Consider the following 11,276-nt stretch of genomic DNA (forward strand, 5'->3'; position numbering starts at 1 on the left):
TTGTTTCGTCGCGATCTATCTCGCGGTCGGCGCGAAATTGATCGATGCCACGGTGCTCCACCCGATCAAGCCGAGTGCCGCCGTGCTCACCGCCCGGCGCCCCGATTTCCGCACCCGGCTTGCGGCACCCGACCGCGCGGCGGCGCATGAAAATGGCAATCCCCGGCCAGACGATCCCGCGCGATGCCCGCAGCCGGCCCGACGACCCGATGCGAATCGAAGCCTCCCGAAGCGGCCATGCACGCATCGCACGGCGATAAACTGATTGACACAACATAGAGCGTTTCTCGAACTGAACGAGTTTATGTTAGGCGAACCTGCTATCGAGAGATTTGCATGGTTCACGGTTTGGGGCAGTGTCTCAGCGTGGCTCGATGCGGGAGGTCTGCACGGTGCTCCCGCTCAGAAGCCTCGTCCATTGCTGAAATGATTCCTAAACCGGGAACGGGTTTGGCCTTTGGTCCCAATCAAAAGCTCCGGACATGTCGTAGGCTTCACGATCGCGGTGGTTGAGCGGAGCGAGCCCGAAGCGGGTTTCGATCAACTTCAGCACGCTGCCAGTATGGGCGACATGATGGTCTATGAAGCCGATGCGCGCATAGGGACTGACAAGTATGGCGGGAATACGTGTTCCCAGGCCATAGGCGTCAATCTGCGGCGGGGCAACCTGATCCCAGAAGCCGCCGCCTTCATCGTAGGTGATGATGATTGCGGTTCGATTCCATGCAGGACTGTCCGCCATTGCCCGAACCAGCCTTTCGACCCAAGCCATGCCCCAGGCGGGCGGGCAGTTGGCCGGGTGCTCGTCGTGCGCTCCCGACGCCTTGACGAAAGAAACGCCCGGGAGCTTGCCGGACGCCGCATCGCCAAAAAAATCGTCGCTGCTGCGGATATGGCCTCGCCTGACATAGGCAGGCCAGCGCGGATAGTACTGGAAGGGATTGTGATGACCTTCGTAGAGCTTGCCGGTATCGATAATCGCCGAACCGTCGCCCGAACCGAGCGCCGTTTTCAATGCCCAGGGGTTTACGAGGTTCCAGTTTTCGTTGAACCAGGCCCAGGACACACCGGCGCGAGTCAGCCGGTCGCCAATATTGTCATAGGTTTGCAGCGAAGGCGGCGGCGAGAGCTTGAGTGCCCTGATATTGTCGGCGCTTGTCGGTCCCTGGCTGGGCGGCAGATCGTTCACCATCGTGCCGTAGTGGTCGTATGGCAGTTCGAAGAATTGGTGATCGAGGCCGGTCGCTTTGGGGTCGAACGGGCTTCGGGCATCCGTCGACACGTGCGGATTGACACAAGATCGCGCCGCGACGAGATACAGCGCGTTACCGGTCGAACCGCCGGTCATCGCCTGGAAGAAACGGTCGAACAGCGTGTAGCGATCGGCGAGACGATGATAGAATGGCAGATCGTCGCGATCGTAGAACCCGAGCACCGGGCCGCTGGGCCGCGAGAGATCGAAACCGATCACCTCGGCGCTGAAGGTGCGTAAATCGGCACGCGAGAGATGCGTGTGGCTGCCTGTGGCGAAAGCCACGAATCGATCCATCCTGCCGTTGTTGAGTTCTGCCGACATGCGGAAAAATCGGTGCTGCGGATCCCAACGGATGTTCTGCGTGGCTGGCACGTAAGGGCCGATATGGAAAGGCAGATTGCGGAACAGGGAACGCTGCAACGCCGGCACGTCGATCGGCATCGGCAGTGTCGAATAGGAAATGCCGGCTGGATTTTTTTGCAATCCAAGAAAACGCCAGTCGATGGCTCCTTCGGCATCGAGTAGATTGAGTGGCTTTTTGCCGTTCGGATTGCGATAGGTACCGAAATAATGATCGAAGCTGCGATTTTCCTGAAAAATGACTACGATGTGATCGATCTTCCCGCGTAGCTGCGCCGCATGACTGAGTCCACTGGCGCGGGCAATACCCTCGATATAGGGAGCAGCAAGGACCAGCGGTCCGGCCGCCATCGTGGCCCGGATTATCTCGCGCCGGGTCGCTCGTGAACTAACCATTTTTTCACAATACCAGGGCTCGCCCTTAAAGGTGATGAAATTTTTGCGATGCGCCACCAAACCCGACTACGTAGTACCATTCAGGCAATATGTCGGTCGGCGGGGTGAGGTAGGCACCGAGAGCGTTCGAATGAATCGGTCGCCAGACCGACTCTACGTCCTTCCGAACCTCCGTTAGTTCGAAAGCGGTTCCCATCCGTGTCGTTCGACAAAATATGACAACAAACAAGATGCGGCGACATCGGCGCGACGACCACGGCATGGGGTTCCCGACAAGAGCAGGGCAAACAGAGTCGCCGGAGAACTTTGGTCATTTTTCTTTTACCGCTCGGGATCTGCTCTCTCCATCATCATCTCGAGCAGTTGCCTCGTGTTGCCTATCCTGGCGTCCAGTTGCGTTATTGCCTGCTCAAAATCGCTGTAATCGAGGCTCGACCGCTTGTCCGTCGACAGGAATGGCAGGAGTTGCGAAGGTCGATTTGCCTCCGTCGCGCCAACGAATTCAAGACGACGTCGGCCATTGCGCCACTCTGGTATTGTCGACCGTGGCGGCACCGCGGCTTCGTGCAAAGGGGCAAGGCCATTGAGCCCGAACAGCCGGCGCCTCAAACGATGGGTTACCTCGATGGCGATGCCCTCGGCACAAAGCTCGTTGAGCAGGCGGATCGCGTTCTTGATTGCGATGCCGAGCCCGGATGCGAGCGACGTCGCCGAGAGCACCGGCGTAGCGGCGAGAAGATCGACGACCGCCGCGGCGTGTGAGTCGCGCCGTCGCGCCGCCACCGAACCTCGCGCGGCGCGCCAGGCGCGCTCCAAGGTGAGCAGCAGATCGAGACCGTCGGCCGCCTCCCCCGCGACCGCCCGCAGAAACGCCGGTATCCAGTCGCAGATCGCCCACGAGATGTCCGTCTGCAGCGCCGCCACTCCGATCAGCGGAACCGGCACATGGAGAAGATGACGGCGCGTCCAGAACCGTACGATGGCAGCTCGCATCGGTGCTTGTTCGGCATTTGAGTCGATCCAGGCATGCATCCCGTAGGCTGCAGCGAGCAGTGTCGGTGATTGCGGTAGCTGCGCTGCAAGTGCTGCCTCTGCGCGTCGTACCGCCTCCTCCTGGCCGAAGTCGGGATGAACCAGCCATTGATACTGCACCAAAGCATACCGGGCGGCCTCGAAGATCGCACCGCGTCCGGCGATGCGGTGCGTATGGCCGACTACCCGAAGCTTGGCACCCTCGAGTACTGCAGCGAGATGCCAGGGATCGATGAAATGCCCGTCGACGGCAGCCAAGCGACGCACCGTCTCGAGCCTAGTACGGCAGAGAAAGGCGTGTCGTAGCGGGTGGTTACCCAGTGCTTGGTCGAGCCGTGCGATTGCCGTTGCGGTATGGGCGATCGGTGCCGCAACATCCGGGGCAAGGCCGTCCGAGGACGGCAACGACGCGGCTGCGGAAAACAAGCTCGAAGGACTGGCCATGACGAACTCCGTATCCGTCAGTGTCATGATTGGTATCACCCGGCAACCGTCAGCTCGCGTGGATCACGCGAACATGATACAGTGGCGCTCGATACCACGCCGGGAAATCCATTCCGGAATCAGCATCAGGATCTTTGCGTGAATTGGTCTGCCCTCAGATCCTGTCCCAATGCCACTGTGAAAACATCCCGCGCCACTTTCACCGGCTCGAGCAACGTTCCGTGCTCAATCACCACGGCGACGGCGAAGCGCGGCACGTCAACCGGCGCATAGCCGACAAACAACGCATTCGGCCGGTATTTCCAGGGTAGACGGGCATCGTTGTAATTCGCCGCCTCCATCGCAGCATTTTCGTTGATCACCTGAGCCGTGCCGGTCTTGCCTGCCATGCGAATGCCAGGCAGCCGCAACCGCGCCGCCCAGGACGTGCCGAGCGGGGTGTTGACCACCTCGTCAAGCCCTTGGCGCACGGTTGCCAGATGCGGTCCATCGAGTCCCAGCGTTTTGCTCGCCGGACGTTTTATTATCTTGTCGCCGATTGCCCGAACCAGATGCGGCGCGATCGCACGGCCCGTCGCAATGCGGGCTATCATCGTCGCAAGATCCAGCGGAGTGAACAACGTATAACCCTGGCCGATACCCTCCACCGCCGTGTCGCCTTCAGTCCAGGTAATGCGATGTCGACGCGCCCACTCATGGGAGGGGAGGAACCCAGCGGCGAGATCGGGGAAGTCGAGTTTCGGCGCACCGGTCAGACTGAGCCGCGCACCCATTTCGGCCATCCGGTCGATGCCGGTGCGCATCGCGACGTGATAGTAGAACACGTCACAGCTTTGTTGTAGGGCGGAAACGGCATCCATCCAGCCATGGCCGGAGCGCAGCCAGCAGTAGAACATCCGGTTGCCGATTTTCAGGTGGCCGGGACAGAAGAACCGGGTTTCTGCGGTAATCGCGCCACAGCGAAGCGCCGCCAACGCAACTGTGGGTTTGAACGACGAGCCCGGTGCGAACAACCCCTGGGTCGCACGATTGGTCAGCGGACGCTCGGAATTATTCATCCAGCGTGACCACACCGCATCCGGCACGCCCTGATCGAACCATGATGGATCGAACGAAGGGGCGCTCGCCATCGCCAGGACCGCCCCGTTCCGTGCATCGAGCAGCACCACGGCACCGACCCGGCCGCGCAAGCCGGCAACGGCGGCGCGCTGCAAGATAGCGTCCAAGGTGAGTGACACAGTCTCACCCGGCCGGCTCCGATCACGGTCGAGCACCCGCACCACCGAGCCGCGCGCATCCACTTCGGTCTCGACCACGCCGGGTTCGCCCTGCAGCGCCGCGTTGTGTGCTAGTTCTATTCCCGAACCACCCACCCGCATCCCCGGCAAAGCGAGGATCGGGTCGGCCTGCACCTTGACCGCGTCCGGGCGAACCACGTAACCCACCACATGGGCCGTATCCGGGCCGAGCGGATAAAGCCGGGAAAAACCACGATCGATGATCACGCCAGGCAGGGTCGCTGCGTGAACCTCGAGGCGTGCCATCTCCCGCCAGTCAAGATCGTTCTTGAGAACCACCGGCATATAGCGTGGCTTGCCCGCAAGAATCGCGGCAATGCGCGCCTGTTCATCGGGTGACAGGGTGATCAGATTCACGACGCGCGCAATGGTTGCTTGTGCATCTGGTGCCTTGGTCATCAAGAACAAAGCACGCCAATGCTGGCGATTGCCTGCGAGCAGAACACCGTTTCGGTCAGTGATCAGCCCTCGCTCCGGCGCAATTGGCTGTTGCATGATCGCGTTGTCACGCGCCTGTTTGCGGTAGTGCGGATGCTCGATCACCTGAAGATCGTATAGCCGTCCAACCAGCGCGCCGAATATCAGGGTCTCCGCGCCACCCAGCAGCAGGACGCGACGGGTGAACACGCCGCGTTCGGTCTTTCCACGTGCCATTGGCGGGTCAATTCAGCATGTCGGTAACGTAAAAGGGCATCAAAGTCCTAGCTCCTGCCTTCATGCGGCAATGTCGTCCACAACCCAAGACACGATCAAGCGACCAACGCGTCATGTCGCGGCATTGATGGTTCAGATCGGTCCGATTTCGTCACTTTGAGATATGCAGCATTCCATCACCGAAGTTTGAGGACGGGCACATTTTCCTGTTATCCTCGGACAAATTTAAGACATTTTTCGAGGCAAAGGCAGGGTTTTCTCAAGAGCTGAAGGGGGAAATATGCATCGCTCTTACTTTCTTGGCTCGTTCGTGGGAGCCGGAATTACTCTCATATCGGCAACGGCTTTTGCTGCATCATCACTGCCGTCGAACATCAAGACTGAGCACACCGAACTCGGCACTGTGTATGCTACCTCCAAGGGTATGACGGTCTATGAATTCAAAAAAGATCCTGATTACACATTTTTCTCCGCGAGTTTGAGCAAGGCATATGGCATTGGCGGGGTATGAACTGCGGCGTATCCGAGGCGTGTTGGGATCATGGCGGCGAGATCGTATCTGCGATTGAAACGGTATTCGAATTCGGCGAGGTAGCGCGGCAGGTGCTTTTGCCGCACGGCGCGATAGGTTCCGACCATGGCGTTCTTGATATTTGCCGGCGTCGTGTTGACCCAGCGGAAGGCGGGTGTTCGAGCGGCGTTGCGCCCTGATCCGGTGATGCTCGGCTGGTGGGAGCAGCCTGCCTCTGCGACGCCGGCAAAACAGGCGAGACCGTCACTGACGACGATGCTTTCGGTCGTGAAGTGGCGCTGAGCCAAGGCTTTCAGTGCATCGCGCCGGAACCCTGGAACCCGTCGCAACTTGATCCGCACCGGCTTTCCTTCCGGCGTCGTCTCAACCGCAGCAACAATTGGGGTCTTTCCGCCAGCACCGCGGCCGCGCTTGCCGCCATTGCGCTCGCCCCCGACTAAGCATCGTCAATCTCGATCCGTCCGCCCAGACGCTTGCCGGCATCACGCTCCATCATGACCTGCATCAGCTTGTGCTTCAGCTTCCAGGCGGTGGTCTGCGTCACCCCGAGCCGGCGGCCAAGCTCGATGCTCGATATCCCCCCTTTGCTCTGCGTCAGGTGATACATTGCGCGGAACCAGGTGCGCAACAGCAAATGGGTCTGCGCGAAAATCGTTCCCGCCGTCAGTGAGGTCTGCCGGCCGCACCCCGTGCACTGGAACAATTGTCGAGGCTTCACCACGCAATGCCGCGTGTCCCCGCACACCGGACAGACGAAACCTTTCGCCCAGCGCCAGGAGTAAACGATCGCCCGGCAGGCTTCTTCCGTTCCGTAGAGCCGATCAAACTCCGCTTCGCTGAGACCTTTCTGAAACTGAACTTTGTTCCGTGCCATCCCACACTCCAGGAAATTCCTCCATTCGCAGCAGATCATACCGCCCCGAAATTCACGGATCAACATGCGTAATCAGGAAAAAGATACTCCGAACAGCCACAAATCAACTTGTTATGGCCAGTGCGCCGAGCTCTGGCCCGCCGTCAAGGCTCCGACCAAGTTCAAAGCAATGAAACCATGGGGCAGCATGGTCCGTAAAAGCGGTGGTAAGCAGCTTACCTATGATGGATATCCTCTGTACACCTGGAGCAAGGACACGAAGCCAGGAGATGTCCCCGGCCAGGGTGTGAAAGGTCTGTGGCGAGTCGCTAAACCGGGCGCCAAGCAAATCTCCTGGACCCAAAAACCGTGACTTGACCAGTACATGGGTCGGCAGCTCGAATGCTGCCGACCGTAGCCGGGGCAAAAGTCCGGACGGCGAATGTCTGGCCGATCTGCTGTGACGGCGGATGAGGTCGGGCAGTCTGGGGATGGCAACGCGATCGACACATGGGCACCTCCAAAAACTCCTCGACATTGTGGGCGTGATTTGATTCATTTCGCCTGACGGGAGGTGGCGATGCGGAAGGCGGGATTGTTTGGGTTGTCGGATCATTTGAATCGGCTCTCGGCCTATGGCGATCCGCTGGAGGAACTGGGCCGGATTATTGATTTCGAGTCGTTTCGCCCGACATTGGTTGCGGCGCTGGCCTATGGCGACGGGATGAGGGGCGGTCGTCCGCCATATGATCCTGTGGCGATGCTGAAGGTGCTGATCCTGGCGGCGCAGAACAATGTCAGCGATGCGCGGATGGAGTATTTGATCCGGGATCGGCTGAGCTGGCTTCGCTTCCTTGGCTTCGACCTTGGTGTACCGACGCCAGATGCGAACATGATCCGACTGTTTCGCGAGAAGCTGACCGAGGCGGGTGCGCTCGATACGCTGTTCGCTGATTTTGACAAGCAACTCAAGGAACGCGGCTATCTCGCCATGGGTGGACAGATCGTCGACGCGACGCTGGTGGCTGCTTCCAAGCAACGCAACACCCAGGCTGAGAAGGATGCGATCAAGGCGGGCAAGAAGGCCGGCGAGATCTGGCCCGACGAGCCCGCCAGGGCAGCGCAGAAGGATACGGACGCGCGCTGGACACTGAAGTTCGCCAAGGCCAAGCCCACGGCCGATGGCAAGCCGGGGATCGACATCGCCATCTCGAGCTTCGGGTACAAGAGCAGCATCTCGATCTGTCGGGCCTTCGGCTTCATCCGCAAGAGCAAGGTCACTGACGCGGCCCGCTTTGACGGACGGATGCTCCGGGATGTCGTGACGAACGACAACACCGCCTCCGATGTCTGGGCGAAGGGAACCAAGGTTCCGCTGGCGTCAGCGAGCGGAATGTTCCCGGAGGGGGATACCGCTTACCGCAGCCAGGCCAACGAGCAATGGCTCAAACGGCAGGGCCGGGTTAGCCGCATCCACCGCAAGAAGCCCAGAGGCAAACCGATGCCAGAGCGGATTGCCAAGGCCAACGCCATTAAATCCAAGATCCGCGCCCGCGTCGAGCATGTTTTCGCGCAGCAGAAAGACAAGATGGGACTGTTCATCCGCACCATCGGCATCAAGCGCGCCGCGGCCAAGATCACCCTTGTCAATCTGGCCTACAATATGAACCGCCTGATCTTCCACGAACGACGGACAGCAATGGAATAGGTGCGCCCAAAACGCTGGAAAACCGCCGAAAAAGAAGCGGGGTAAAGCCGATACCGCCTCAATTTGCGTCAAAACCAGCGCAAAACACCGCCAAGCCGCTCAAATCATCCAGTTGATGGAGGTGCCCACATTGTGAAATGCAAACTCTTGTGAGAACCACGTGCTCACAGAATTGTGCACTGAGCAATTTTGCAGATTGGGAGTGGCGAGTTAGTTTCGCGTCGAGTTGATCCATAACTCCTTGGCGGCTGCCAACATCCTCGCCAGATCACAAGATCAGAGAAGAGATCATGACAAGATGCCGTTACCCGCAAAGTCGCCGATGCGACGGCTCCACGTCATTCTGCTGAGTGTCACCGTCGCGGTCTATGCAGGCATCATGGCGCCGTCCGTTTCCGCCGCACCCTCTGGGTTGCCACCGTTTGTTCTCCGGCATCTTGACCAGATTCGCATTCATCTCCGTTGCCGTGCCTTTCATGCCGACTGGCGTCGCCTTACCCGCCTCTACCCCAGTAAAGCCGATCGCGCCTTCATCGTTGTGGACATCGCCCGTCAGCGCCTCGATCTGTTTCTGCGCGGCAGGTTTGCCGACGCTTGGCCGGTCTCGACCTCGCGCTATGGCATTGGCCGCCAACTTGGCAGTTTTAAGACGCCGACCGGAGTATTCCGTGTCACTAGGATCGTCGGGTACGGGGCACCATCCAATGAAGTGCTCGGTGGGGACGGCCCGACCGACCGGACTGCGAAGCCGATCGACGTCGCGCATGATATCGCGGCAAGCCGGCTGATTCTCGGCCGGATACTCGAACTCCAGGGCCTGCAGCCGGGCTGGAACCGTGGTGGCAGCGTCGATACTGCGCGGCGTGATATCTACATCCACGGCACAGCGAATATCGGCATGCTCGGAGAACCCGCCTCACGCGGTTGTGTGCAGATGGCGCCAGGCGCAGTGCTCCAACTAGCTCGGCTGATCCCGGTGGGCGCGCTGGTGCTGATCACGCAGGGGACCAACAATCCGCTGCGAATCCCAGGACCGTTGCCAAAACAAGCACGAGGATGACCGCGCTGACCACAATCGCCAGAACCAGCTGCCTAATGAACAGGAAGAGGAAATTCTTCTTGATGCGGTTTAGTGGTTCGGAACGGTGGGATTTGGATTGTTCGGCGGCAGGATAGTGTTGTTGATCATCAGCGGCGTGCCGTTTCTGAGCTTGAGCTGACCGGCAACGACGACCTGGTCGCCGGGGACGACGCCTTTGGTGATCGCGACTTGGTCGCCGCGTGTCTGCCCGAGGGTCACGAAAACCTGCTGGGCGTGAAGCGAAGGCTGGGTCTTGCCGCCTTTGGCCTTGGCGCCCGGCTTGACCGGGTCGGCTTTGCTGCCCTTGTCGGCGCCCGCGAGAAACACCGTGTCGCCATAAGGATTATAGGCGATCGCGGTCTGCGGCAGGGTGACGAGCTCCTCCGGCGCGCCGACATCGATGGTGACGCGAGCGAACATGCCGGGCCGCAACTCGTCGTGCGGGTTGATGAGGCGGGCGCGCACCTGGATCATCCGTGTCGTCGTGCTCACCGCCGAATCGATCGCCGTGATCGTACCTGGGAACTTCGTGACGCCGAAGGCGTCGATGCTGACGGTCAGCTTCATGCCGGGACGGATTCTGCGCAGCGCCGCCTGCGGCAGGTAGAAGTCGACGTCGATCGGGTTGAGATACTCGAGCGTGGCAATCGGGATGCCCGCTGCGAGATATTGGCCAAGGCTGACCTGTCTGATGCCGATGCGCCCGGAGAACGGCGCGTAGATCTTCTTCTCCGCCATCAGCGCTTGCTGGCTCCTCACCTGTGCTTCGGCAACGGCAAGATTGGCCCGGTTGGTATCGACGGTCTGCAGGCTGACTGCCTGCGCGTGATACTGTGCGAGGTCGCGTCGATAGGTGATGCGGTCGAGCGCCGCCGCCGCTGCAGCTGTGCGAGCAGCGCCTTGTCGTTGTTCGGCCGCAGCGTCACCAGGAGCTGGCCCTTCTTCACGTCCTGGCCGGAATGGAACGATATCGTGTCGATGATGCCGGCGACCTCGGCAGAAATGGCGGCACCCTGTTCAGCGACAAGGCTGCCGGTCGCTTTCATCGGGGTTGGAACGAGGTTTTCGCCGCCACCATGGTCGCGACCGTCTGCGGCGGGTTCTTCAGCGTGGCGAGGAACTTGCCGATCATGATGGTATGGAACGCGCCGAAGCCGAAGATCAGGAACAGCACGACGCCGACCAGGATCAGCATGATCAACAGGCGCTTCACAGTCGAGGGGCGCCGCTGCCCCGGCTGCGCGGCTCCGGGACCAGTCGCTGTCATGGCAGCGCTTCCCAGCAGGTTTTCACGTTCTTCGCGTCGCCGTCGCAGTTCCCCCAGCCGCCGTCGAGCGCCTGGAACAGCGCCCCTGTGTTGGCGTAGCGTTGCGCATTTGCCTTGATCCGAGCGATCACGACGGTTTGATAGTTTACTCGGCGGTCAGCGGGAAATAACTCGCCTCGAGCGCGCGAAGCTCTGGTCCTCCGCGTGCACGTGGTTCGGGGACGATCTTCGGAAGCGCAGTTCAAGCCATCGCCGCCTTAGAGGCTGTCTCGGAATGATGATGGAATGAAGGGTTGGGTGGCGGGATGAGGTGTGATTCCAAGAGGTTGTCGAGACCGAGTTGGATGGACAGCCTCATGTGGACCCCGACCACCCGTGCCTACCATAGGCGAGATA

Annotated in this window: 10 protein-coding genes and 2 pseudogenes; 4 read left to right on the forward strand and 8 right to left on the reverse strand. The window is 60.3% G+C overall.

The window, feature by feature from the left end:
• On the forward strand, positions 1-265 hold a 265-nt coding region (locus AiwAL_RS18965), incomplete at its 5' end, for a hypothetical protein (RefSeq protein ID WP_262313356.1).
• A 168-nt stretch (positions 266-433) separates the two neighbouring features.
• Here the strand turns inward: AiwAL_RS18965 and AiwAL_RS18970 are convergent.
• The 4 genes and pseudogenes from AiwAL_RS18970 to AiwAL_RS18985 all read right to left on the reverse strand — a co-directional run bounded on the left by AiwAL_RS18970 (position 434) and on the right by AiwAL_RS18985 (position 6,845).
• On the reverse strand, positions 434-2,068 hold the full coding sequence (locus tag AiwAL_RS18970) for a phospholipase C (protein ID WP_262313357.1): 1,635 nt from the start codon (positions 2,066-2,068) through the stop codon (positions 434-436).
• Between the two features lie 264 nt (positions 2,069-2,332).
• The gene (locus AiwAL_RS18975) at positions 2,333-3,514 is read right to left on the reverse strand and encodes a hypothetical protein (RefSeq protein ID WP_235705739.1); all 1,182 of its coding nucleotides are present in this window, start codon (positions 3,512-3,514) and stop codon (positions 2,333-2,335) included.
• Between the two features lie 98 nt (positions 3,515-3,612).
• Entirely contained in the window at positions 3,613-5,439 is a 1,827-nt protein-coding gene (mrdA, locus tag AiwAL_RS18980) for a penicillin-binding protein 2 (protein WP_235705738.1), read from the reverse strand.
• A gap of 456 nt (positions 5,440-5,895) precedes the next feature.
• A pseudogene (locus AiwAL_RS18985) lies at positions 5,896-6,845 on the reverse strand (IS1595 family transposase).
• A gap of 64 nt (positions 6,846-6,909) precedes the next feature.
• Here AiwAL_RS18985 and AiwAL_RS18990 point away from each other — a divergent pair.
• The 3 genes from AiwAL_RS18990 (at position 6,910) to AiwAL_RS19000 (ending at position 9,592) form a co-directional block, all read left to right on the forward strand.
• Positions 6,910-7,197, forward strand: a complete 288-nt coding sequence (locus AiwAL_RS18990; RefSeq protein ID WP_235705735.1) for a hypothetical protein — start codon at positions 6,910-6,912, stop codon at positions 7,195-7,197.
• Positions 7,198-7,404: 207 nt separating this feature from the next.
• Positions 7,405-8,532, forward strand: coding sequence for an IS5 family transposase (locus AiwAL_RS18995; RefSeq protein ID WP_262313358.1), 1,128 nt, complete (start codon positions 7,405-7,407; stop codon positions 8,530-8,532).
• A gap of 241 nt (positions 8,533-8,773) precedes the next feature.
• Entirely contained in the window at positions 8,774-9,592 is an 819-nt protein-coding gene (locus tag AiwAL_RS19000) for a L,D-transpeptidase (protein ID WP_262313359.1), read from the forward strand.
• Between the two features lie 69 nt (positions 9,593-9,661).
• Here AiwAL_RS19000 and AiwAL_RS19005 read toward each other — a convergent pair whose 3' ends face one another.
• The 4 genes and pseudogenes from AiwAL_RS19005 to AiwAL_RS19020 all read right to left on the reverse strand — a co-directional run bounded on the left by AiwAL_RS19005 (position 9,662) and on the right by AiwAL_RS19020 (position 11,011).
• On the reverse strand, positions 9,662-10,582 hold the full coding sequence (locus AiwAL_RS19005; RefSeq protein ID WP_235705741.1) for an efflux RND transporter periplasmic adaptor subunit: 921 nt from the start codon (positions 10,580-10,582) through the stop codon (positions 9,662-9,664).
• Positions 10,552-10,659 (reverse strand): annotated as a pseudogene (locus AiwAL_RS19010) (hypothetical protein); the annotation flags it as partial. The pseudogene AiwAL_RS19010 and the gene AiwAL_RS19005, both read right to left, overlap by 31 nt.
• On the reverse strand, positions 10,656-10,880 hold the full coding sequence (locus tag AiwAL_RS19015; protein WP_235705732.1) for a hypothetical protein: 225 nt from the start codon (positions 10,878-10,880) through the stop codon (positions 10,656-10,658). The gene AiwAL_RS19015 and the pseudogene AiwAL_RS19010, both read right to left, overlap by 4 nt.
• The gene (locus AiwAL_RS19020; RefSeq protein ID WP_262313360.1) at positions 10,877-11,011 is read right to left on the reverse strand and encodes a hypothetical protein; all 135 of its coding nucleotides are present in this window, start codon (positions 11,009-11,011) and stop codon (positions 10,877-10,879) included. Before AiwAL_RS19020 ends, AiwAL_RS19015 begins: the two co-directional genes overlap by 4 nt.
• Positions 11,012-11,276: the final 265 nt, after the last annotated feature.

This window comes from Acidiphilium sp. AL (assembly GCF_025499445.1).
In the GTDB taxonomy this organism is placed as follows: Bacteria; Pseudomonadota; Alphaproteobacteria; order Acetobacterales; family Acetobacteraceae; genus Acidiphilium; species Acidiphilium iwatense.

Coding starts and splice junctions, on each gene's coding strand:
- AiwAL_RS18975 (WP_235705739.1), bottom strand. CDS start 3,514: ATGACACTGACGGATACGGAGTTCGTCATGGCCAGTCCTTCGAGCTTG.
- mrdA (WP_235705738.1), bottom strand. CDS start 5,439: ATGGCACGTGGAAAGACCGAACGCGGCGTGTTCACCCGTCGCGTCCTG.
- AiwAL_RS18990 (WP_235705735.1), top strand. CDS start 6,910: ATGCGTAATCAGGAAAAAGATACTCCGAACAGCCACAAATCAACTTGT.
- AiwAL_RS18995 (WP_262313358.1), top strand. CDS start 7,405: ATGCGGAAGGCGGGATTGTTTGGGTTGTCGGATCATTTGAATCGGCTC.
- AiwAL_RS19015 (WP_235705732.1), bottom strand. CDS start 10,880: ATGACAGCGACTGGTCCCGGAGCCGCGCAGCCGGGGCAGCGGCGCCCC.